Raw genomic sequence first — 22,340 nt, 5'->3', positions numbered from 1 at the left:
CATCCCGAACCCGGAAGTTAAGCCCTTCAGCGCCGATGGTACTGCACGGGAGACTGTGTGGGAGAGTAGGACACCGCCGGACACATATTAGAAAGGCCCCGCCTCACGGCGGGGCCTTTCTCATTTCGGGAGCCGATAGCGCAGCCAGACGAGCCCGTCGTTGAAGGATTTGCTGGCGATGTGTTCGAGGCGGTCGACGGCAGTGGGCTCCGTTCCGTACCAGTGGCGGCTGTCCGGCGGACCGGTCATGCACGGGTGGACGAGAAGGCTGATCTCGTCAATGAGCCCTGCCTGGAGGAGAGCTCCGGTGAGCGCTCCGCCGCTGTCCACCCGGACGACGTTGATGCCGCCCAGCTCACCGATCGCCGTCAAAGCGGCGGGCAGATCGACTCGTTCATGCCCGACGATCAGCTCCCGCACGGCCCGCTGAGGTGGCCGCGCCGGCGTCGCATCGGCATGGAGTGCGAGGACGTCTGACCAGTGGCCGGCGTTTCGCAGTGCCTCCCACTCCCTAACCCGCCCCTTCCCGTCCACGACGATGAGCAGCGGGCCGTCCTTGGCCGGACCTGGGCGGGGAGCAGCGGCGAGTGCCTGTTCCTGGGCCAGGATGGTGTCCGCGCCGGTGAGGGTCGCGTCTTCATGCCAACTGGCCGCCAGCTCGTAGAAGAGACCGACGTTCGGCTCGAAGCCCGTTGTGGCCCCGTTGAGCGAAATCGCCACGTGGACCACCACGTGGAGGCGCCCAGAAGGCGCACCAGCATCGATTGGTGACATGACTTCAACGAGATTCTCGCGAGGAGTCCTGGTCCTTCAGGGCTTAGAGGAATCTATACCCGGCATCCCCGGACATCAGTGGCGTGCGGCATCGACGATAGGAAGCCCATGACTGCCCGCTCGATGGGCGACCTTTACGCTCAGGAACGGTCAGACCAGCCTCCAGCCGGGTCGGGCCTTGGCTAGTACTCCAGCTGTAGATCGTGATCTTCATCGTTGATGAGTGGCCTGGCGTTCGTAGTGGCAGGCTCGGGATCGGGCTTGATGGCGTCGTCGCCAATCGGACCAGCTGAGGCGGTGTGCGGCTGAGTAGACGGCCTTGGTGATGAGTGTGTTGAACAGGTGCTGGATCTCGTTGCAGGTCAGCGCGATCAGCTCGTCCGGGGCCCGGTGGTGGTCGCGTTCGCGTGCGGTGGTCGCGGCCAGGAAGGCGTGGGCGAGCATGACCCAGCGATGCCAGGTCGTCCAGCGTCTAACCTGGTGTTCGTCCAACCCGGCCAGGCCCTTGGCGGTCAACCCGGCCAGGCCCTTGCGGTCTGGAATGTCTCCTCGACGGTCCATCGGCGTCCGGCCACCCGCACCAGCATGGCCAGCGGCACCGGGCCAGTCGAGTAACAGCGGTAGAAGGCGAGTTCGCCACTGCTGCGGTTGCGGCGGACGAGCAGATGACGGTTGCCGGGCCCCTCGTCGGCAACGTCGGCCAGGGCCCAGTCGTAGAAACGGAGGCCTTTGGCGCCGACGCCTGCGGAGAGCTTCTGCCAGGCCCGTTTCGGCAGCTTCTAGGCAAGGGCATCGGCCCGCACCTTACCCGCCCGGGTGGCGATCTGGTGGTCGCAGGCGACCGCAAGGACGTAGCCGACCTGTCGGTCCTCCAGAGCGTCCCGTAGCTGCGGACTGCCTCCGTAGACCCCGTCTGCGGCCACCCAGGGCGCACGGACCCCGGAATCCAGGGTCCGGTTGATCATTCGGGCGGCGAGTGCGGGCTTCGTGGCGAAGCCGACCTCCTCGGGGATCCCAGCCAACCGGCGACGGGCGGCATCCTGGGCCCACGAGCGCGGCACATACAGCTCCCGGTCGATCGCCGGGTGGCCGCGGGCTGGAATAGGTGAGGTAGACGGCGACCTGGCTGTTCTCGATGCGTCCGGCGGTGCCGGTGTACTGGCGCTGCACGCCCACCGTCTTCACGCACCGATGATCACCGGGTGGTCGTACCCGTTCCAGGGCGGCCCCGACCAGCAAGATCACGACTGCCGGAGTGCTCGTCGGCACCCTTCCGCCACTCGGTGTCACCGTTCGGATACTTTGGGCTGTGCAGGTCGATCCCGGGGAGTGAGCGAAGATGGCGACGGTGCTGGTGACGGGCGCGGCAGGGAATGTCGGTTCGAGGGTCGTCACGGAACTGGGAGAGCGTGGCATTCCGGTCCGTGCCTTCGTCCGTGACCCGGATCGTGCGGCTGCCGTGCTCGGCGGCGAGACCGAGCTGGCGCACGGCGACTTCGCCGAACCGGCGTCTGTCCGGCGGGCTCTCGACGGTATCGAGCGGATGTTCCTCCTCTGTGCAAACGACCCCAGGCAGGTCGAATACGGGACGAACGCGATCGACGCGGCAGCGGCCGCGGGTGTCCGGCAGGTGGTCATGCTGTCCACGATCGGGGCAGAGGCCGGTTCCCCGACGGTCTTCTTGGACCAGCATGGCCGCATCGAGCAGCACCTGCGCGGCTCGGGCATCCCGGCGGTGGTGCTGCGCTCTAGCCACATGATGTCGAACATCCTCGGTTCTGCCGCGACTATCCGGCAGACCGGCCGCTTTTTCCTCCCTGCCGGTGACGCGCGAATTGCGATGGTCGATCCGCGTGACGTCGCCACCGCCGCTGCCGCGGTGCTGGTCACGGCCGAGCACGACGGCAGCACCCACGTCCTCACGGGCCCGGAGGCGATCACCTACACCGAGGTCGCGCGGCGTCTGTCGAGTACCCTGGGCCGCCCGATCGAGTACGTGGACGTACCGGACGAGGCGGCGGTCGTCGGAATGGCCCAGGGCGGTCTGCCGCACTGGCTCGCAGAGCAGGTGGTGGCCGTCTTCGGGGCGCTGCGCGGCGGATTGAACGCCTCCACCACCAGCTCGGTGCGGGAACTGACGGGCCGTGAGCCACGCGCCTTCGAGGAGTTCGCCCGCTGGACGGCCCCGTTGCTGGTCGGCGAATAACACGCCGTCAGCGCCAGCAGGCCGCCGCAAGCCCGCCTGGGTGCTGTGCGGCTGCGTTGGTGCGCAGCCGGGCGACGCTTGATACGCACGCGGGTGGCGGGCGCATCACCCTGGCCATGCTCGCCTTCCTCACGGCACACGAACACTTCGCTGGTCCACGTGACGACGAACCCACCAAGACACAGCACACCAGAGCCACTACCAGCGACGACTCACCTCTTGATCATCACGAAGTGCGGCTGGGGTACTAGGCGGGGATCCCCGATCGGGTGGGCCTGTTCGGATCACGCCTTTGGACGGGGGATCCCGGCAGGGTTACCGGGCGAGCGCTGTGTCGAGGGTGCTCGCCCACTGCTGGAGGAGGCGGGTGCGGCGGGCGGAGTCGTCGGTGAGCAGGTCGGCGAGACCGAGACCGCGGACGAGGTCGAGGGTGGCCTGGATGGTCTCGCGTATGCCTGGCAGGCTTTCGTCCGCCCCCAGCGCCTCTACGGTCAGGCGGTGGGCCTCGCGGCCGAAGCGGGCCTCCATCGGGACTACCTGGGCACGGAGTTGCTCGTCGGAACTGGCCGCCACCCACAACTGCAGGGCTGCGCGGAACAGCGGGCTGGTGTACAGCTCGCCGAGGAGTGTGAGGACCTCCAGGGTGGAGGGCCTCTCGCCGGCGAGCACGTTCAGGCGTTCGCGCATCTGGTCGACGCGTATGTCGGAGCCGTACTCGACGGCGGCGGTGACCAACTCTTCGCGCGTGCGGAAGTGATGCTGGGCGGCGCCTCGCGACACTCCGGCCCGTTCGGCCACCACCGTCACGGTCGTGCCGGTCCAGCCCACTGAGGCCAGACAGTCGATGGCAGCCTCGAGCAGCCGCTGCCGGGTGGCCCGGCTGCGATCCTGCTGGGGTTCGCGGGGGATTGCCTGCGTGGTCATCGCGTCCAGTCAACCAAATGAACCGCGTCCAAAACAATCAAGCGCGATTGATTTTTTTGACGGAGCCTGGCAGTGTTCGGGTCATGAGCCAACCGTTGCGGATCGGTAACGCCTCGGGCTTCTATGGCGACCGCTTCACCGCGGTGCGGGAGATGCTGGAAGGCGGCCGGCTTGACGTCCTGACCGGCGACTATCTCGCCGAGCTGACGATGCTGATCCTCGGGCGGAGCAAGCTGAAGGACCCCGCCGGCGGCTATGCCACCACGTTCCTCCGCCAGATGGAGGACACGCTGGGCCTCGCCGCCGAGCGCGGCACGAAGATCGTCACGAACGCGGGCGGGCTCAATCCCGGCGGCCTGGCCGCCCAGCTGCGCGATCTGGCCGGCCGCCTCGGCATCGATGTCAAGATCGCCCACGTTGAGGGCGACGACCTGCTGCCCCGAGCCAAGGAGCTCGGCCTCGCGGATTCCCGCTACGGGCAGCCGCTGACCGCGAACGCCTACCTCGGTGCCTGGGGCATCGTCGAGTGCCTCAAGGCCGGAGCGGACATCGTCGTGACCGGCCGGGTCACCGACGCCTCGCTCGTCGTAGGTCCGGCGGCCGCCCATCACGGCTGGTCGCGCGACGACTGGGACGCCCTCGCAGGCGCCACGGCGGCCGGGCACGTGCTGGAATGCGGCGCGCAGGCGACCGGCGGCAACTTCGCTTTCTTCCAAGAAATCTACAATGTAAAGCCACTGGGCTTTCCGCTCGCCGAGATCCACCCCGACGGCTCGAGCATCATCACCAAGCACGAGGGCACTGGCGGGACGGTGACGATCGAGACAGTCACAGCCCAGCTGCTCTACGAGATCGGTGACCCCGCCTACCTGGGGCCCGACGTGACGAGTCGGTTCGACACGGTTGAGCTGAGCCAGCAGGGCCCTGATCGTGTCCACGTGAGCGGGACCAAGGGCTCGCCGCCGCCCGCCACCACCAAGGTCTGCCTCAACCACCTCGGCGGCCACCGCAACGAGATGACGTTCGTGCTCACCGGCCTCGACATCGAGGCGAAGGCCGAGTTCGCCAAGGCGCAGCTGGAAGCCGCCTTCGGCGACGACCGTCCCGCCCAAGTCGAATGGACACTGATCGGCACGGTCAAGCCCGATCCCGCCACCCAGGGCGAGGCAACCGCGCTGCTTCGCTGTGCCGTCCTCGACCCCGACCCGGACAAGGTGGGCCGCTCCTTCAGCGGAGCGGTCGTCGAGCTTGCCCTTGCGGGCTACCCCGGCTTCACGATGACCTCGCCTCCCGGCAAGGGCAGCCCGTACGGCGTCTACACCCCCGCCTTCGTCGCGAACGAAGAGATCAACCACATTGCCGTCCTCCCTGACGGCACCCGCACCCCCATCACCCCCGCACCGATCACATCACCCATGACGGCGTCCACGCCCACACCCGCGACGGAGCCCACGCCCGGGCCTGGGACGGCGTCCGGGCCTGGGGGTGGCTCGGGTGGGCGGGTGCCGCTTGGGCGGGTCGTGGGGGCTCGGAGTGGGGATAAGGGCGGGGACGCGAACATCGGCGTGTGGGCCCGTACGGACGCGCAGTGGCGCTGGCTGGAGGGCTTCCTCACCATCGAGCGGCTGAACGAGCTGCTGCCGGAGACGCGCGAGCACTCCGTCACCCGGCACGTCCTACCTCAGCTCCGGGCGGTCAACTTCGTCGTCCAGGGGCTGCTGCAGGAGGGCGTATCCGCATCGACCCGATTCGATCCGCAGGGCAAGGCGCTCGGGGAGTGGCTGCGGTCCCGTCTCGTCGACATTCCGGAGGCAATCCTTTGACCCTCAAGAGCACGCTCGATCCGCGGAGCCCGGAGTACCGGGAGCGGCGCGAGGCCATGCTGGCCAAGCTCGCGGAGCTGGAAGCCGAGCACGCCAAGGCGCTCGCGGGCGGCGGTGAGAAGTACGTCACCCGGCATCGCAAGCGCGGCAAGCTGCTGGCGCGCGAGCGGATCGAGCTGTTGCTCGACCCCGACTCGCCGTTCCTGGAGCTCAGCCCGCTGGCCGCGTGGGGGAGCGACTTCCCGGTCGGCGCGAGCGTGGTCACCGGCATCGGCGTCGTCGAGGGCGTCGAGTGCATGATCGTGGCGAACGACCCGACCGTACGGGGTGGGTCCAGCAACCCGTGGACGGTCAAAAAGAGCTTCCGGGCCTCCGACATCGCCCTGGAGAACCGCCTCCCGGTGATCAATCTGGTGGAGTCGGGCGGCGCCGACCTGCCCACCCAGAAAGAGATCTTCATCCCGGGCGGGCGGATGTTCCGTGACCTCACCCGGCTGTCGGCGGCGGGGATCCCGACGATCGCGCTGGTATTCGGCAACTCCACGGCGGGCGGCGCGTACATCCCGGGCATGTGCGACCACGTCGTCATGGTCAAGGAGCGGGCGAAGGTCTTCCTCGGCGGGCCGCCGCTGGTGAAGATGGCCACCGGCGAGGAGGCCGACGACGAGGAACTCGGCGGCGCCGAGATGCACGCGCGCAGCTCCGGCCTGGCCGACTACATGGCCGGGGACGAGGCGGACGCGCTGCGGCTCGGCCGGCAGATCGTCAAGCGGCTCAACCACCGCAAGCTCGGCCCCGAGCCGGGTCAGGTGGAGGAGCCGCGGTACGACGCGGAGGAGCTCGCGGGCATCGTGCCCGAGGATCTCAAGATCCCGTTCGACCCACGCGAGGTCATCGCCCGGATCGTGGACGGCTCGGAGTTCGACGAGTTCAAGCCTCTGTATGGGACGAGCCTGGTGACGGGGTGGGGGCGCCTGCACGGCTACCCGATCGGGGTTCTCGCGAACGCGCAGGGCGTGTTGTTCAGCGCGGAGGCACAGAAGGCCGCGCAGTTCATCCAGCTCGCCAATCAGAGCCACACCCCGCTGCTCTTCCTGCACAACACGACCGGCTACATGGTCGGCAAGGAGTACGAGCAGGCCGGGATCATCAAGCACGGCGCGCTCATGATCAACGCGGTCGCCAACAGCAAGGTGCCGCACATCTCGCTCGTCATGGGTGCCTCGTACGGCGCGGGCAACTACGGCATGTGCGGCCGGGCGTACGACCCGCGGTTCCTCTTCACCTGGCCGAGCGCCAAGTCTGCGGTCATGGGTCCGCAGCAGCTCGCAGGGGTGCTGTCTATCGTCGCCCGCGCCGCCGCAGAGTCCCGCGGTCAGGTGTACGACGAGGAGGGCGACAAGGCGATGCGCGAGATGGTGGAGACGCAGATCGAGGCCGAGTCGCTGCCGTTCTTCCTGTCCGGCCGGTTGTACGACGACGGCGTGATCGACCCGCGTGACACCCGTACCGTCCTCGGCCTGTGCCTGTCGGTGATCCACAACGCGCCCGTCTCCGGAGCCGAGGGCTTCGGCGTCTTCCGGATGTGAGCGAGCAGCCCATGACCATGATCGACAAACTGCTGGTGGCGAACCGCGGCGAGATCGCCCGGCGCGTCTTCCGCACCTGCCGCGACCTCGGGGTCGGCACGGTCGCGGTGTTCTCCGACGCCGACGAGCACGCGCCGCACGCTGCCGAGGCTGATGCCGCCGTGCGGCTCGCCGGTGTCGCGCCCGCTGACACCTACCTGCGCGGCGATCTCATCATTGACGCCGCGAAGGCTGCGGGCGCCGACGCGGTCCATCCCGGCTACGGCTTCCTCTCCGAGAACGCCGGGTTCGCGCGTTCGGTGATCGAGGCGGGGCTGACCTGGGTCGGCCCACCGCCCGCCGCCATCGAGGCGATGGGCTCGAAGATCGAGGCCAAGAAGCTGATGGCGGCCGCCGGCGTGCCGGTACTGCCCGAGCTCGACCCGGACGCCGTGACCGAGGCCGATCTGCCGATCCTGGTCAAGGCCTCGGCGGGCGGCGGCGGGCGCGGGATGCGCGTCGTACGGACGCTCGCGGAACTGCAGGAGGCCGTGGCTGCCGCACGGCGGGAGGCCCAGTCCGCGTTCGGTGACCCGGCCGTCTTCTGCGAGCCGCTGCTGCAGAACGCGCGGCACATCGAGGTGCAGATCCTGGCCGACCGACATGGAACGGTGTGGGCCCTGGGCGAACGCGAGTGCTCCATCCAGCGCCGCCACCAGAAGATCATCGAAGAGGCGCCGTCCCCGGCGGTGAGTCCCGACGTGCGCGCCGAGCTGTGCGCGGCTGCCGTGAACGCTGCCAAGGCCATCGGGTACGAGGGCGCGGGCACCGTGGAGTTCATGCTCGCCCGCGACGGCCGCTTCTTCTTCCTCGAGGTCAACACCCGCCTCCAGGTGGAGCACCCTGTCACCGAATGCATCTACGGACTGGACCTGGTCCGGCTGCAGGTGGAGGTCGCGGAGGGTGCGCCGCTGCCCGCCGAGCCGCCGACCCCGCGCGGCCACGCCATCGAGGTCCGCCTCTACGCGGAGGATCCCGCGGCCGGATGGAGGCCGGGTAGCGGGACGCTTCACACGTTCGAGGTGCCGGACGTCGACGCCGCGTTCACCGTCCCGGAGTCCTATGGCCTGCGGCTGGACAGCGGGGTCGAGAGCGGCAGCGAGGTCGGGATCCACTACGACCCGATGCTCGCCAAGGTGATCGCATGGGGCCCGAGTCGTACGGCCGCGGCACGGCGGCTGCGTGCGGCGCTCACCGGTGCGCGCGTGCACGGCGTGACCACCAACCGTGATCTGCTCGCCCGCATCGTGACCGAGCCTGCGTTTCTCCAGGGCGAGACCCACACCGGCTATCTCGACGAGATCGGCCTGGACGTGCTCGCCGCGCCGCTGGCCGGGGAACGCGCCATGCGGCTGTCCGCGCTGTCCGCCGCGCTCGCCGACGCCGCCGCCAACCGGGCGGCCGCCCCTGTGCAGGGCGGGCTCCCGTCCGGTTGGCGTAACGTGCCCTCCCAGCCCCAGCACAAGTCGTACGAGGGACCGGACGGCACGATTGAAGTGTCCTATCGGCTCACTCGCGACGGCCTCATCGCCGAGGGCCACGATGGTGTTCACCTGACAGTCGCGACGCCCACCGAGGTCACGCTGGACGTCGACGGCGTCCGGCACGCCTTCGCTATCCGTACCGCCGGAGACGGCCGAGTGTTCGTCGACTCAGGCCTCGGGCCCGTGACGCTGCGCGCGCTGCCCCGTTTCGCGGACCCAAGCGACCTGGTCGCGCCCGGCTCGCTGCTGGCACCGATGCCCGGCACGGTCGTCAGGGTCGAGACCGAGCAGGGCGCCGCCGTGGCCGACGGGCAGACGCTGCTCGTGCTGGAGGCCATGAAGATGGAGCACCGTATCGCCGCCCCGGCAGGCGGCACCGTCGCCGAACTGAACGTCAGCGCGGGACAGCAGGTCGAGGCCGGAGCGGTCCTCGCCGTCATCACCGAGTCCCCGAACACCGCCGCAGAGACGTCCGAAGGGAACCCCGCGTGAGCTTCATCGAGACCGAGGAACGTCAGGCGCTGCGTGCCGCAGTGGCCGAGCTCGGTGCCAAGTACGGCCCGTCCTACTACGTGGCGAAGGCGAAGAGCGGCGGCAAGACCGACGAGCTGTGGGCCGAGGCGGGGCGGCTCGGCTACCTGGGCGTGAACGTGCCCGAGGAGTACGGCGGCGGGGGTGGCGGCATCGGCGACCTCGCGGCGGTGTGCGAGGAACTGGCCGCGGCCGGCTGCCCGCTGCTGCTGATGGTCGTCTCCCCGGCCATCTGCGCCACGATCATCGCCCGGTCCGGCACCGAGGAGCAGAAGAAGCACTGGCTGCCGCGGTTCGCCGACGGCTCGGTCAAGATGGCGTTCGCCATCACCGAGCCCGACGCCGGCTCCAACTCGCACCGGATCACGACCACGGCCCGCCGCGACGGCGACGGCTGGATGCTGAACGGGCAGAAGACGTTCATCTCCGGGGTGGACGAGGCGGACGCGGTGTTGTTCGTCGGCCGCAGCCAGGACCAGAAAGGCTCGCTGCGCCCGTCGCTGTTCATCGTGCCGACCGGCGCGCCCGGCTTCACCTACACGCCCATCGAGATGGAGATCGTGTCGCCGGAGAAGCAATTCATCTGCCACCTCGACGACGTGCGGCTGCCGTACGACGCGCTCGTCGGCGACGAGGACGGCGGGCTGCTGCAGCTGTTCGCCGGGCTCAACCCCGAACGCATCATGGCCACCGCCATGGCCGGCGGCATCGGCCGTTACGCGCTGGACAAGTCGATCTCGTACGCCAAGGACCGGCAGGTCTTCAAGACGCCGATCGGCGCCCACCAGGGCATCGCGCACCCGCTCGCGCAGGCCAAGATCGAGCTGGAGCTTGCGAGGCTCATGGGCCAGAAGGCGGCCTGGCTGTACGACGAGGGCGACGATATGGGCGCGGGCGAGGCCGCCAACATGGCCAAGTACGCCGCCGGTGAGGCCGCTGTCCGGGTCGTCGACCAGGCGATCCAGACCCACGGCGGCAACGGCCTCACCACCGAGTACGGAGTCGGCATGCTGGCCGGTGCCGTCCGCCTCATGCGGATCGCCCCGGTCAGCCGCGAGATGATCCTCAACTTCGTCGCCCAGCACTCCCTGGGGCTGCCCAAGTCGTACTAGAAACACGCGGGCCGTTCGCGAAACACGTAGGTGATAACGGAGAGGCACGGGTCGCGTCGGAACGAACGGGGATGTAGGTTGCGGCGGGCTGACAGGGATTGCCGGAACTCCCTAAGATTCAGGGGATTTTCACCGTCCTGATCGCGTCGACGTGACTAAGGGGCACCCCTGTGCACGGCCCTCCGCCACCTTCGTTCCCCGTGCCCGACCCTCCGCTCCCCATGCCCGGCGGGTCGCCCCCGCCCGTCGCGGCGGACGCCCACGTGCCCGCTGCGGCGGACGCCCACGCCACCGCCGCGCCGCGCGGCAGAAGGCTCCTGGCATGGTCGATCGACAGCGGCCTGCTCGTCGTCGTGGCTGTGCTGCTCGGGGGCATGACGTGGGGGCGCCTGCACGCGTACGTGGCCCAGGACCTGCCGTCGAAGGCATTGTCGGCCACCGGCGCGCTGCTGTTGTCGGGCGGGAACGTCGAAAAGGCCGCGAGGGAGTTCGGCGCGGGCGTGTGGGACACGTTCGTCAGCAACATCGAGCAGGCCCTCCTGCTCCTTGTCCTTGCCGAGCTGCTTCACCAGGCCGTGGGGCTCGCGTTGGGCGGACGGACGATCGGCAAGGTCGCGATGGACCTCCGCGTGCGCTATGCGGGCGGTGACGACACCAAAGCCGGTACGGCGCGTTCCGTAAAGCGAGCTCTGGTGACCACCGCATCGGGCACCGGTCTCTATGCGCTCGCCTGGGTGCTTCTCCTCGAAGGGTTGTACTTTTTCGCGGTCCTGCTGTGGCTGGTCGCGGTGGCGGCCTTCCTGGCTAACAGCGTGCCCGCGCTCGTCGGCTCGCGGCGGCGTACGTTCGCCGACTTGGCGGCCGGCACGGTGGTCGAGCGCGCTCGCAGTTACGAGAGGGCCGTGGCAGCGGCACGGCAAGGCGCCGCGCGTGCCTGGGACGGCGCGCAGAACGCGGGCCAGATCGCTCGCGAGAACGCGACCCGGGTCGTCCAAGCCGAACGGGTACAGCAGGCAATCGAATCCGACCGGGCCCAGCGGGTCCAGGAGCTCGGGCGCCGCGCTGGACGCCAGTCGGCAGACAAGGTGCGTGAGGTCGCGACGGGCGAACGCGCACAGAATGTGCAGGACGCGGGCAGGCGGCTCGGCGGCCGTATCAAGGGCGCCTACCAGGACCGGCGGACAGGCAAGTCTCCCGAGCCGCGGCAAGCCGCAGTCCCGCCCCCTGGCGAGCAGCCAGCCTTGCCTCCGCCGCAGCCGTCCTACGGTCAGCCCGAGTGGGCAGGGAACGACCCCTCCTACCAGACTCCCTACGTGCAGCCTGAAAGCGACCCTTCCCCCCAGCTGCCTTACGCACAGCAGCCGTATTCGCCGCCATCTCCGCCACCGGAGCCGCCGTCGCAAACGCCCTAGAGGTCCGATAGCTGGGTCTCAAGCGAAGTGGCCGCCGTCAGGCGGTTGTCGATCGCGATGTGGGGGACCGGTGGCGTCTGGCCCGGTCGCATACGTTCTATGAACGTGTCGAAGGCGGCGAGCTTGCCTCTGTCGCGCGGGAGGCCGCGTTCGGTGAGCCGGTGCCGGAGCGTCGCGGCATCAGTGTGGATCCAGACCAGCCGGACCGGATCGCCACCCAGCGCGGCTGCCCACTCCCGCCACCGGCCAGGGGAGCGGATCTGACTGGTGAACGGACCGCTGAGCATGACCGGGCAGCCGTGGGAACGGATCTCACGCGCTGTGGCGGTCAGTCCCTCGTACTCGTGCCGCTTGACGTGCTCGTCGTACCACGGCCCCTCACGTTCACCTGGATCACGTCCGTACGACGCCAGCGTCGCCGCGACGAACGAGCCGTAGAGAGTGTCCTTGTCGAGCAGGGCGGGCACCGGGCGCAGCCGGTCCAGCAGCAGCCGGCAGACGGTCGACTTGCCGGAGCCCGGCGGCCCGGCGACGACCCATGCCGTGCCGGGCTCCACCGCTTCAGACGGCATCATGCCGCTCATGCGTGGATGCGCACCTTGCGGCTCGCCAGCCGGACGATGCGTTCCTCGTCGATCTCGTGGCCGAGCCCCGGCTGCGTCAGCGGCACTCCCACCACGCCGCCGGACGAGCGGACCGGCGGGGTGACGAACGCGGGCCCGCCCGCCGGATCTGACACGTCGCTCGGCAGGCCACAGCCGGGCAGGGCCGCGAGCGCCACCGCTGCGGCCTGGCCGATGCCGAACGGGCCTGAGCCGGTGCACCAGACCTCCCAGCCGGCCGCGTACGCGCGGTCGTGGGCGCCGCGAGCCGCCGTCAGCCCGCCGAGGTTGCCGAGCCGCAGGTTGAGCGCGCGGCCCGCCTCCAGCGAGATCGCGGCGTCGAGGGTGTCGATGTCGCCGATGTCGGGCGCGACCGCGGTGTCGATCAGACGTTGCAGCCGTGCGTGCGAGACCAGGTCGCCGGCCGGGAAGGGCCGTTCGATCGCCAGCACGTCATAGGCGGCGAGGCCCTCCAGCACCGTCATGTGCTCGGCGGACTCGCGGTAGGCGTGCCCTGCGTCGACGATCAGGGCCAGCGCCGGGTAGGCCTCGCGGATGAGCCGTACCGGCTCGATGTCCCAGCCGGGGCGCACGCTCACGGTGACGCGGGTATGCCCGGCACCGACGGCACGGTTGACGCGGGAGACCACGGTCTCCAGAACGGGCTCTGGGCTGATCCGGGCGCCCGTCACGATCGAGGTGCGGGTGCCGCCCAGCGCGTGGGCCAGCGGCAGGCCCTTGGCCCGGCACCACAGGTCCCAGCAGGCGACGTCGATCGCCGCCGCGGCCGGGCGGTCGCCCAGCTCGGCGGCCGCCGAGACGTCCTCGGGCCGTTCCCAGTCCAGACCGATCAGCGCCGGGCCCATGCGCTCGGCGATGTCGGCCCAGACCGAATCGGGTGTCCCGGCGCCACCGGACAGCGCGGCCTCCCCCCAGCCCACCGCGCCGTCGTCGCCGGTGAGCCGCACGAGAATGCTCTCCGGCCGCTGCCCGCGCGGCAGCGCGGCCCGGAAGGCATCGCAGCCCTGGATCTGAGGCACCCGCGCCCGCCCTTCGCCTCGGAGAAGTCGTCCCTCCCATGATCCCCCCTTCAGGGACCTGGGAAGACAACACGGACGGGCGGGACCCTACAGACGGACGAGACGCCCTACGGCCACCTCAGGCAGCACCAGCCAACCCTGACGCGGCGCCAGACGGTCTGTGGCAGCGGCAATGAGCAGACCAGTGGGTCAGTGCCGGTTGTGCCGTGAGGGGCGCTGTGGAGGCCGTAGGACGCCGCTGAGCCAGGCTCCGAGAGGTGGTGCGGGTGATCGGGAGGTGGTGCGGGGGGTTGGGAGGTGGTGCGGGGTGTCGGGAGGCGATGGCGGTAGTCGTTCAGGTGGCGTCGGGTGATCTTTTAGGCTGCGCCGGAGGCCTGCTGGAGGCTGCGGTCCACAAGGGCGGCAGCGCGGTCGAGTTCACGCGCGGGCGCGATGCGGTCGGCCCAGGTCCACCAGAACCAGGCTTCGCCGTCGGTGTCCCGTTCGCAGACGATCGTGCCCGACCGTCCCGGCTCGGTGCGGTGGAGCACCTCCAGCTGCGGCCGCGTCCCACCGGTGACCAACATCGTGAGGTGGCCGTTGCGGACCAGCGCCTGGCCCAGCTCTTCCAGAGCCGCCAGTTCCGTGTCGGTGACTTCGACCGTCTGCATCATTTCCGCTCCCCCTGAGTCCTTGGCGTCAAGAGTTTGGACGCCGGGAAACCGGCGGAAGTTTGTGGAACGGCGGTGAGATCGACCTGACCGAGGGGTCAGGAACGCCGCCGGAACCCGCGCAGCGGCCGCCGCTCGTACCCGCCGTCGTCCAGCCCCGCCAGCCGTTCGAACGGGTTGTACGAGCAGTGATCGCCGCACAGGGCCAGGGAGACACCCGCACAGGCCAGATAGGCGACGATCATGAACGGGCCGAAGCAGAACGCGTACTGGGTGGCGTGCCGTCCCTCGTGCAGCAGCAGCCTGGGACGGGCCAGGAGATCGGCCGCCTCACTCCGAATGAGGATCACGTTCCCGCACGTGAAGGCATGCGCGTCGGGCAACGGCAGCCGGTAGCGGCCGGCGACCAGCAAACCGTCCGGTCCGCGATGGACGGCTGGCCGCCGCGTCCCGGCCACGATGAGGAGGAGTCCCAGCGGCGTCGACAGGTTGACCATGTTGACGACCTGACGGAGGCGGTGAGCCGGCTTCACATGGGAGTTCTTCCCGCAAACCTAGCTCTGGAGACCCGCTTGAGGCGCGTTCAGGAGGGGCAGGTGGCGTCCAGCGAGACGGGCTTGGACTGCGGTGCCTTGGTGGTGGTGGCCCCAGGTGATGCATTCCCGGACTCGGTCGGCGTGGCGCTGGGGGAGCCGCTGGCCGGCGGGCTTGTCGGAGCCGTGGGCGTGCCGCTCGGCTTGGCTCCGCTGCTCTCGACGGCCTGGGCCGACAGCTTGCGGATGAGCCCGAAGTCGGGGTTGCCGGTGCTGATGAGCGGCGGCACGAACTGCAGGCTGTCGATCTGGGCCCCGCTCTTGACCTTGCTGGACAGCGACACGAAGGCCGGCAGCAGTTCCTGCGGGATGTCGGTGGAGATCGCCCGCTTGGTGGCGGTGGCCAGCTTGTCGAACTTCGTCAGCACGGTCTGCGGGTCGGCCTGCTTGGCGATCGCCCGCATGATGCACTTCTGGCGGCCCATCCGGGTGTAGTCGTCGCTGTTCGTGCGGGAGCGGCCGAACCAGAGGGCCTCCTTGCCCGACAGCGTGCGGGTTCCGGCCTTCAGCACGCGGTTTTCGCGGCTGTAGAGGATGTCTTCGGGGATCGTCATCTTGACGCCGCCGACGGCGTCGACGATGTCGGCGAACCCGCGCATGTCGACCAGGATGTAGTAGTCGACGCGCTGCTGGAGGATGCCGGCGATCGTCGCCTTGAGCAGCTCCGGGCCGCGGTTGTTCTTGGTCACGCCCGGCACCAGGTCGGGGTGCTCCTCGGCGTACTGGTACACCTCGTTGAGGAGGCCGGGAGTGCCGGCGCCGTCGCCGGTGAAGCCGTACGGGAAGCGGTCGCGGGCGGGCCCCGGCGGCAGATGGAAGCTCTCGAGGTTGCGGGGGAGCCCGAGCAGGACGGTGTCGCCGGTCTTGGTGTCGACGCTGGCGAGGGTCATGCTGTCGGTGCGCACGCCCACGCGGTTGGGGGCCGCGTCGCCGCCCAGCAGGAGAACGTTGACGCGGGGCTGCCCGTTCCAGGGGTCCGCGGTGTTGACCGGGCGGCCGTTGCTGTCGCCGGTGCGGAAGATGCTCGTCAGCGCGTCCTTGTAGACGTAGGTGTTGTGTGCGGCCCACGTGACAGGTACGGCCACCCCGAAGCAGAGCAGCGCGACCGTCACAGCCCCCACGGTGCGGGCGCCGGTGGACAGCCCGTCGGGCCGCACGATCTGGTATGAGCGGATCACGACGGTCACCCACACCAGGCCCAGCGCGAGGATGCCCAGGGCGAACGCGGAGAGCCAGGTCGGCTGCACCGCCAGCCGGATCAGGTCGGGCCGGAAGACGACCGCCGTCACCGTGCCCGCGATGATCAGCAGGCCGAAGGCCCCCAGGAGGATCGAGCCGACCATACGGCGGCCGGCCCACAGGTGAGCCACCCCCCAGACGAGTGCGGAGGCCAGCGTCAGCCCCAGGGCACGCTGCAGCCCTCCCTCGGCGGCGCCATCGCCGTCCCGGGGGAGGGTGTCATCGTCCCGCTGGGCGCGCCCACCGGCCAAACGACTCGCCATGTACGCTCCGATCCCCCACCCAAGGTGAAATTAGGCGCTGCCTTACATTATGGACGCGCAAAACCGGAGCTGGTTTACGTAGTAGTCGACCAAATGCGGGCTGTGCTGCTGTTATGTGCGGCTTTGCCTAGAATATGCAATTCGGCGCTGCTGGGGAAACGGATCCTGACCTATGACGTCCCGTGGTGTTACGAACACGGCGGGTTGTCGGATTCGGCTATTACCTGGCGTTACCAGCTGCTGGAGAGCGGCATGCCCTCGGCATAGCCGGAGGAGCTCTGGATCCCGACCGTGGCGCGCTCGTGGAACTCCTCCAGCGAACGTGCGCCCGCGTAGGTGCACGAACTGCGCAGACCCGCGACGATCGAGTCGATCAGGTCCTCGACGCCGGGCCGCTGCGGGTCCAGGAACATGCGCGAGGTGGAGATGCCCTCCTCGAACAGCGCCTTGCGGGCACGGTCGAACGGGGAGTCGTCGGCGGTGCGCAGCCGCACGGCCCTCGCGGAGGCCATGCCGAAGCTCTCCTTGTAGAGGCGCCCGTCGGCGGCCCGCTGGAGATCGCCCGGCGACTCGTACGTCCCGGCGAACCAGGAGCCCACCATCACGTTGGCCGCCCCGGCGGCCAGCGCCAGCGCCACGTCACGCGGGTGCCGCACGCCGCCGTCGGCCCAGATCTGCTTGCCGAGGCGGCGTGCCTCGGCGGCGCACTCCAGGACGGCGGAGAACTGGGGCCGGCCCACGCCGGTCATCATCCGCGTGGTGCACATGGCGCCCGGGCCCACGCCGACCTTGACGATGTCGGCTCCGGCCTCGATGAGGTCACGGGTGCCCTCGGCGGTCACGACGTTCCCGGCCACGATCGGGACCTGCGGGTCCAGGCCGCGGACGGCCGCCAGCGCGCCGATCATCTTCTGCTGGTGGCCGTGCGCGGTGTCGACCACGATGAGGTCGGCACCGGCCTCCAGCAGGGCCTTGGCCTTGCGGGCCACATCGCCGTTCACGCCCACGGCGGCGGCGACGCGCAACCGGCCGGCGTCGTCCACGGCCGGCGTGTAGAGGGTGGCGCGCAGGGCGCCGGTGCGGGTGAGGATGCCGGTCAGGCGCCCCCCGCCGTCGACCACGGGTGCGAGGCGGTGGCCGCGCTCGTGGAGCCGGTTGAACGCCTCCTGCGGGTCGACGGTGTCCGGGAGCGTGACCAGGTCGCGGGACATGATGTCGCGCAGCTGGGCGAACCTGTCCACGCCGTGGCAGTCGGCGTCGGTCACCACGCCCACCGGGCGGTCGTCCTCGACCACGATCACGGCGTTGTGGGCGCGCTTGTGCAGCAGCGCGAGCGCATCGCCCGCGGTCGCGGTGGGCGTGAGGGTGATCGGCGTGTCGAAGACCAGGTGGCGGTCCTTCACCCAGCCGATCACGTCGGAGACGACCTCGACCGGGATGTCCTGCGGGATGACCGCGAGGCCGCCGCGGCGGGCGACCGTCTCGGCCATGCGGCGGCCGGAGACCGCGGTCATGTTGGCGACGACGAGCGGAACGGTCGTCCCGCTGCCGTCGACCGTCGACAGGTCGACCTCGAGCCGGGAGCCGACCGACGAGCGGCGGGGGACCATGAAGACGTCGTTGTACGTGAGGTCGTGAGCGGAATGCTCACCGTTCAACAAGCGCACGGCTGTTCTACACACCAATCGCGGATCAAAGTGGCTGGGCCACCGTACATTGTGATCCATACCCGGCAGTGCTCCGGCCAAAGCGGGCACCGCGTCCCGCTCACGCCGTCCGTCGGCGGACAAGGCGAGCTTGACCCTCTCGCAGAACGGATCGTACTTCCGGGTGACTCATGGCTGACCGCCGCGTGCGACCCCTCTGACCAGCTTCTCTGTCATTTGCCGGACGTCCGTGACCAGTGGGATGTGGCGGACTCTGTGGAATGAGGGGCAACGAGAGGTTTCGCTCTCTGTAAAGTTACCTCTTGACGATGGTGCGGCGTGGATGCACTTTTTTTACATGTGCCTCACACGGACGGCCGTCCCCCCATAGAGGCTTGACACAGCAGAACACCGGGAGAGGCGCATGCAGTTAACGCTCTTGGGCCCGGTGTGCCGCGCCCGATCCGGCCGTCCCCCGCTTGATCCGGGGCACAAGCCGTGCGGGCACGGGCGTGCTCGGCCTGACGGAGGTGGCCGGGCGTCAATGCATTGCCGCACCGGTTTAGCGGCGTCATTTTCGTCGCTGGAGAGGCCGTTCACCGACGCATCGACGGTGACCGGACGTGACGAACACGAGCAAGATCAATATTTGACGTCATACCGTCCTGAAATGGAATGATCTTGCAGTTGCTGGCGAAACGATTCATTGCATGTCGAGGAGGAGAGCCGTGCTGGATGCGGTCGACGCCGTGCTCGTCCGCGAGCTCCAGCGGGATGGCAGGGCGACCTTCCAGGCGCTCGCCGACCGCGTCGGGCTTTCCCGCACGGCAGTGCGGGCACGCGTGCAGAACCTTCTCGAGACCCAGGTCGTCCGCGTTGTCGGCATTGTGCACGCCGCCGTCGTGGGAGCGGAGGCGATCGGGCATGTCTCGGTCACCGTCGACGGATCCGCCAGGGAGGTGGCGGCGGCCATCGCGGAGCGGCCGGCGGTCAGCTTCACCGCGCTGACCGCCGGGCCGTACGACCTGGTCGCGCAGGTGCGGACGAGGGACGACGCGGCGCTGGCCGCCGAGGTCGACCACATCCGCGCCGTGCCCGGCGTGCGGTCGGCGGAGGTGTTCCGCTCGGTCGCCACCGTGCGCGACTCCCATGCCGTGGTCCGCGAGCTCGGGGACATCACCCTCGACGACATCGACTGGCGGTTGCTCCAGGAGTTGCAGCGCGACGGCCGTGCCCCCTACACCCGGCTTGCCAACATCATCGGGCTGTCCCAGGCCGCGACGCGGGCCCGGGTCGTCCGGCTGATGCGCTCGGGCGTGATACAGGTGACCGGCCTCGCCGATCCCCTCGCGCTGGGCGCCGCGGAGCTGGGCGGCTTCGGGCTCACGGTGACGGGCGGTCTCCGCCGGGTCGCCGAGGCGGTGGCCGAGAAGGACGGCGTGCGCTACCTGGCGACGGGCTTCGGGCGCTACGACATCGTCGGCCAGGCCGAGGCAGCCTCGCGCGGGGAACTCGTCGCGGTCATGGACGCGATCCGCGCGGTGCCCGGTGCGACCGTCCGGGAGTCCTGGCACCACCTGGACGTGGTGAAGGAGTCCTACGCCGTGGAGCTCCCCGAAAAGCCGCTCAACGGTTCGTGACACGAGGGTGCCCGCGTTCACCCTGAGAACGCGGGCCCCTCGCCCACGCCAGCGGTCGCCGCGCGCCCAAATTTGGCGCGCGCCGCTGAGCGTGACGCGCGCTGCCAGTCGTGGCGCGTGGTGCTGAACGTGGCGCGTGGTGCTTTCGCCCGGCGGGGTTGTCAGTCGCGGTGGAGGGCTGCTTCTTCCAGGTCTAGCTCGTGCAGTACGCGGTTCAGTACTTCGTCGTCGATGCGGCGTTCGTCGCGCATCTGGATGAACACCTGCCGTTCGGCGGCCAGCATCTCGCGGCGAAGGCGCCGGTAGGTGATCGTCGGCACCTCCTCGCCCTCGGGGCCGGTGCCTCCGCCGAGCCGTTCCCAGGCGCGGAGCTGCCGGTGTTCGGCGAGCTGCCGCAGCCGTTCCGTCACCGTCTCGTCGATGGGGGAGGGCTCGGCGGCGAGAAGTTCCTCCAGCCGGTCCAGGGCCGCCTTCGCGGCGGCGTGCTGGGCGCCGGCCTCGGCGACCCTGTCGGCGTACTCCTCGCGCGCGCTCCCGATGCCGAGGCGGCGGATCAGCATGGGGAACGTCAGGCCCTGGACGAGCAGCGTGGCCAGCACGGTGGTGAACGTGAGGAAGAGGATCAGGTCGCGGCCAGGGAAGGGTTCGCGGGACGAGGTGAGGATCGGGATCGCGAATGCGGCGGCCAGTGAGACCACGCCTCGCATGCCCGCCCAGGACACCACGACCGGCGCCCGCCATCCGTACCAGGACTCCTTGGTGCGGATCCGCTCCGAGAGCAGCCGAGGTAGGTAGCCCGCCGGGAACACCCACACGAACCGCGTGATGACGGTGACGGCGAAGATCGCGAACGCCCACCACGTGAGGCTCATCCATCCGTGCCCGGACACACCGTCCAGCACCTCGGGCAGTTGGAGCCCGATGACCAGGAAGACCACCGACTCCAGAATGAAGATGACGATCTTCCAGAACGAGTGCCCGATGATCCGGGTCACGGCGGCCGACTCGGTGAAGCGGTGCCCGAGATACAGGCCGCTGACCACCACCGCGATCACACCGGAGGCGTGCAGCGCCTCGGCGATCAGATAGGCGGCGAACGGCGCGAGCACCGCCACCCCGTTCTCCACGAGCGGGTCGTTCAGGCGCGTCCGCAGCCAGTGCAGCGGCGGCCCGAGCACCAGTCCGATCGCGGCACCGGCCAATGCCGCGAACAGGAACCGGCCGACCCCGTCCAGCAGCGTGAAGCCCGCGCCCGCCGCGGCGGCCACCGCCACCCGGAACGCGGTGAGCGCGGTGGCGTCGTTGAACAGGCTCTCGCCCACCAGGATCGTCACTGTCCGGCGCGGCAACCCCAGCCTCTGCGCGACGCTCACCGCGGCGATCGCGTCCGGTGGCGCGACGATCGCGCCTAGCACGAACGCCGCCGCCAGCGGCAGACCCGGCACGAGGAGGTACGCGGTGTATCCGACGACGAAAGTGGTGAACAGCACCAGGCCGACCGACAGCAGGCCGATGGGCCGGATGTTCTCGCGGAGGTTGTAGTACGAGCTCTGCCAGGCCGCGGAGAACAGCAGCGGCGGCAGGAACACGTACAAGACGAATTCGGGATCGAGTTCGAACCTGGGCACGCCGGGGACGAACGTGACGAGCAGTCCGGCGATCACCAGGACGAGCGGTGCGGAGAGCCCCCACCGCCGGGACAACCCGGCGACCGTGACCGCTGCCATCGGCACTGCCAGCAGCCACAATGCATGAGTCGCTTCCACGCTCAGATCATGGCACGGGAGGCGCAGGCGCTGGATTCCCGACCCCGGGCGTCCAGGTAGGTACGCGGCCGGCGGGTGGGCGCGGGCCGGGTCAGCCGCGAGAGGCTTCCTTGGCGAAGGCCAGGAAGTCGCGCGCCACGGGGGAAAGCTGCCGGTGCGCGTGGACCAGGCCGATCAACTTGGTGAGCGGCGGCATGAACGAGCGCACCACCAGGCCCTCGGTGTCGTCGATCTGGTTGCGGTACCAGAGCAGCGAACCCATGCCGGAACGCACCCAGCTGAGCCACGATCCGCGTTCGTCTGACTCCACCGCCACCACGGGTGTGGCGCCGATACGTTCCAGCATCGCGTCCAGCTCCGCGCGGCGCGCGCTGCCACGGCTCGGCAGCACCAGGCGCATGCCGTCCAGCGCGCTGAGCGGCACCGGATCCCGGACCTTCAGGGCCGGCGGGGAGATCAGCACCACCTCGCGCTGCTCGAACGGGTGGGCCGCCAGGTCGCCGGGGACGGGGAGATCGGTGAGGGCCAGATCGGCCCGGCCGGTACGGATGGCCGCGGCGACCTGGTCGCGGCCCTCGCAGCGGATCACCCGGACCCGGACCGCGGGCTGGTCGCGGGCGAACCGGGGGATCAGCCGCCCGGTCAGCTCCGGCTCCAGCGAGGAGGTGGAGGCGATGCGCAGCTCGGATCCGCGCCCGTTGGCGCGGGAGACCGAGAGGCCTTCGATCGCGTCGATGGCGTCCAGGGCGACGCGCGCCTGCCGGACCACCTGTTCGCCGACCGCGGTGAGCACGACACCCCGCCCGGAGCGGGCGAACAACTCCACGCCGAGCTCGCGTTCGAGCTCGCGGACGGCGCGGGACAGCGCGGGCTGGGCGACATAGAGCGCCTGAGCCGCCGACGTCATCGTGCCGTGGTCGGCGGTCGCCACGACATAGCGCAGCTGCCGCAGATTCATTCCCTGACCGTATGACAACGAACCGATCCGGTCTTGGACATAGCCGGAA

17 protein-coding genes, 1 rRNA gene and 1 pseudogene are annotated in these 22,340 nt (G+C 69.8%); 8 read left to right on the top strand and 11 right to left on the bottom strand.

The window, feature by feature from the left end; genetic code table 11:
* A 5S ribosomal RNA gene (gene rrf / locus ACH34W_RS33685) occupies nucleotides 1-82 on the top strand; the annotation flags it as partial.
* 38 nt (nucleotides 83-120) lie between these two features.
* Here the strand turns inward: rrf and ACH34W_RS33680 are convergent.
* Nucleotides 121-720 carry a dihydrofolate reductase family protein gene (locus tag ACH34W_RS33680; protein WP_395965179.1) on the bottom strand — a complete coding sequence of 200 codons (600 nt, stop codon included), beginning with the start codon at nucleotides 718-720 and terminating at the stop codon, nucleotides 121-123.
* 264 nt (nucleotides 721-984) lie between these two features.
* Nucleotides 985-1,953 (bottom strand): annotated as a pseudogene (locus tag ACH34W_RS33675) (IS701 family transposase); the annotation flags it as partial.
* Between the two features lie 160 nt (nucleotides 1,954-2,113).
* Between ACH34W_RS33675 and ACH34W_RS33670 the strand changes: the two are divergent.
* On the top strand, nucleotides 2,114-2,980 hold the full coding sequence (locus tag ACH34W_RS33670) for an NmrA family NAD(P)-binding protein (protein ID WP_395965178.1): 867 nt from the start codon (nucleotides 2,114-2,116) through the stop codon (nucleotides 2,978-2,980).
* Between the two features lie 315 nt (nucleotides 2,981-3,295).
* Here ACH34W_RS33670 and ACH34W_RS33665 read toward each other — a convergent pair whose 3' ends face one another.
* Complete coding sequence (locus ACH34W_RS33665; RefSeq protein ID WP_395965177.1) at nucleotides 3,296-3,904, bottom strand: TetR/AcrR family transcriptional regulator; 609 nt, start codon at nucleotides 3,902-3,904, stop codon at nucleotides 3,296-3,298.
* Nucleotides 3,905-3,987: 83 nt separating this feature from the next.
* On the opposite strand from ACH34W_RS33665, the gene ACH34W_RS33660 reads away from it, so the two are divergent.
* The 5 genes from ACH34W_RS33660 (at nucleotide 3,988) to ACH34W_RS33640 (ending at nucleotide 11,894) form a co-directional block, all read left to right on the top strand.
* Nucleotides 3,988-5,727, top strand: a complete 1,740-nt coding sequence (locus ACH34W_RS33660; RefSeq protein ID WP_395965176.1) for an acyclic terpene utilization AtuA family protein — start codon at nucleotides 3,988-3,990, stop codon at nucleotides 5,725-5,727.
* A complete protein-coding gene (locus tag ACH34W_RS33655) occupies nucleotides 5,724-7,316 on the top strand; it encodes an acyl-CoA carboxylase subunit beta (protein WP_395965175.1) in 1,593 nt (530 codons plus the stop codon). The genes ACH34W_RS33660 and ACH34W_RS33655 overlap by 4 nt, the downstream gene beginning before the upstream one ends.
* Before the next feature lie 17 nt (nucleotides 7,317-7,333).
* Complete coding sequence (locus ACH34W_RS33650; RefSeq protein ID WP_395965188.1) at nucleotides 7,334-9,331, top strand: acetyl/propionyl/methylcrotonyl-CoA carboxylase subunit alpha; 1,998 nt, start codon at nucleotides 7,334-7,336, stop codon at nucleotides 9,329-9,331.
* Complete coding sequence (locus ACH34W_RS33645; RefSeq protein ID WP_395965174.1) at nucleotides 9,328-10,482, top strand: acyl-CoA dehydrogenase family protein; 1,155 nt, start codon at nucleotides 9,328-9,330, stop codon at nucleotides 10,480-10,482. Before ACH34W_RS33650 ends, ACH34W_RS33645 begins: the two co-directional genes overlap by 4 nt.
* A gap of 200 nt (nucleotides 10,483-10,682) precedes the next feature.
* Nucleotides 10,683-11,894, top strand: coding sequence for an RDD family protein (locus ACH34W_RS33640; protein WP_395965173.1), 1,212 nt, complete (start codon nucleotides 10,683-10,685; stop codon nucleotides 11,892-11,894).
* Here the strand turns inward: ACH34W_RS33640 and ACH34W_RS33635 are convergent.
* The 6 genes from ACH34W_RS33635 to ACH34W_RS33610 form a co-directional block, all read right to left on the bottom strand.
* The gene (locus tag ACH34W_RS33635; protein ID WP_395965172.1) at nucleotides 11,891-12,478 is read right to left on the bottom strand and encodes an AAA family ATPase; all 588 of its coding nucleotides are present in this window, start codon (nucleotides 12,476-12,478) and stop codon (nucleotides 11,891-11,893) included. The two genes, ACH34W_RS33640 and ACH34W_RS33635, sit on opposite strands and share 4 nt — an antisense overlap.
* Nucleotides 12,475-13,536: an enolase C-terminal domain-like protein gene (locus ACH34W_RS33630; RefSeq protein WP_395965171.1), complete on the bottom strand. Its 1,062-nt coding sequence runs from the start codon at nucleotides 13,534-13,536 to the stop codon at nucleotides 12,475-12,477. The genes ACH34W_RS33635 and ACH34W_RS33630 overlap by 4 nt, the downstream gene beginning before the upstream one ends.
* A gap of 356 nt (nucleotides 13,537-13,892) precedes the next feature.
* On the bottom strand, nucleotides 13,893-14,189 hold the full coding sequence (locus ACH34W_RS33625; RefSeq protein WP_395965170.1) for a hypothetical protein: 297 nt from the start codon (nucleotides 14,187-14,189) through the stop codon (nucleotides 13,893-13,895).
* Between the two features lie 95 nt (nucleotides 14,190-14,284).
* A complete protein-coding gene (locus ACH34W_RS33620; protein ID WP_395965169.1) occupies nucleotides 14,285-14,719 on the bottom strand; it encodes a hypothetical protein in 435 nt (144 codons plus the stop codon).
* A gap of 50 nt (nucleotides 14,720-14,769) precedes the next feature.
* The gene (locus ACH34W_RS33615; RefSeq protein ID WP_395965168.1) at nucleotides 14,770-16,281 is read right to left on the bottom strand and encodes an LCP family protein; all 1,512 of its coding nucleotides are present in this window, start codon (nucleotides 16,279-16,281) and stop codon (nucleotides 14,770-14,772) included.
* A 230-nt stretch (nucleotides 16,282-16,511) separates the two neighbouring features.
* Nucleotides 16,512-17,948 (bottom strand): GuaB1 family IMP dehydrogenase-related protein, encoded by a 1,437-nt coding sequence (locus tag ACH34W_RS33610; protein ID WP_395965167.1) that lies wholly within the window; start codon nucleotides 17,946-17,948, stop codon nucleotides 16,512-16,514.
* A gap of 707 nt (nucleotides 17,949-18,655) precedes the next feature.
* On the opposite strand from ACH34W_RS33610, the gene ACH34W_RS33605 reads away from it, so the two are divergent.
* Complete coding sequence (locus ACH34W_RS33605; protein ID WP_395965166.1) at nucleotides 18,656-19,567, top strand: Lrp/AsnC family transcriptional regulator; 912 nt, start codon at nucleotides 18,656-18,658, stop codon at nucleotides 19,565-19,567.
* Between the two features lie 161 nt (nucleotides 19,568-19,728).
* Here the strand turns inward: ACH34W_RS33605 and ACH34W_RS33600 are convergent, their stop codons facing one another.
* Entirely contained in the window at nucleotides 19,729-21,333 is a 1,605-nt protein-coding gene (locus ACH34W_RS33600) for a Na+/H+ antiporter (protein ID WP_395965165.1), read from the bottom strand.
* 91 nt (nucleotides 21,334-21,424) lie between these two features.
* Nucleotides 21,425-22,291: a LysR family transcriptional regulator gene (locus ACH34W_RS33595; RefSeq protein ID WP_395965164.1), complete on the bottom strand. Its 867-nt coding sequence runs from the start codon at nucleotides 22,289-22,291 to the stop codon at nucleotides 21,425-21,427.
* Nucleotides 22,292-22,340: the final 49 nt, after the last annotated feature.

The sequence above is a fragment of the Actinomadura sp. 6N118 genome (genome assembly GCF_044326415.1).
GTDB lineage: Bacteria > Actinomycetota > Actinomycetes > Streptosporangiales > Streptosporangiaceae > Spirillospora.
Note: the sequence above shows the minus strand (reverse complement) of the source record. Positions and strands in the feature narration are given on the sequence as shown.

What these genes read in the sequence shown, in the direction of transcription:
- ACH34W_RS33635 (WP_395965172.1), bottom strand. Translation starts at nt 12,478, where the DNA reads ATGAGCGGCATGATGCCGTCTGAAGCGGTGGAGCCCGGCACGGCATGG.
- ACH34W_RS33665 (WP_395965177.1), bottom strand. Translation starts at nt 3,904, where the DNA reads ATGACCACGCAGGCAATCCCCCGCGAACCCCAGCAGGATCGCAGCCGG.
- ACH34W_RS33595 (WP_395965164.1), bottom strand. Translation starts at nt 22,291, where the DNA reads ATGAATCTGCGGCAGCTGCGCTATGTCGTGGCGACCGCCGACCACGGC.
- ACH34W_RS33650 (WP_395965188.1), top strand. Translation starts at nt 7,334, where the DNA reads ATGATCGACAAACTGCTGGTGGCGAACCGCGGCGAGATCGCCCGGCGC.
- ACH34W_RS33615 (WP_395965168.1), bottom strand. Translation starts at nt 16,281, where the DNA reads ATGGCGAGTCGTTTGGCCGGTGGGCGCGCCCAGCGGGACGATGACACC.
- ACH34W_RS33660 (WP_395965176.1), top strand. Translation starts at nt 3,988, where the DNA reads ATGAGCCAACCGTTGCGGATCGGTAACGCCTCGGGCTTCTATGGCGAC.
- ACH34W_RS33670 (WP_395965178.1), top strand. Translation starts at nt 2,114, where the DNA reads ATGGCGACGGTGCTGGTGACGGGCGCGGCAGGGAATGTCGGTTCGAGG.
- ACH34W_RS33625 (WP_395965170.1), bottom strand. Translation starts at nt 14,189, where the DNA reads ATGATGCAGACGGTCGAAGTCACCGACACGGAACTGGCGGCTCTGGAA.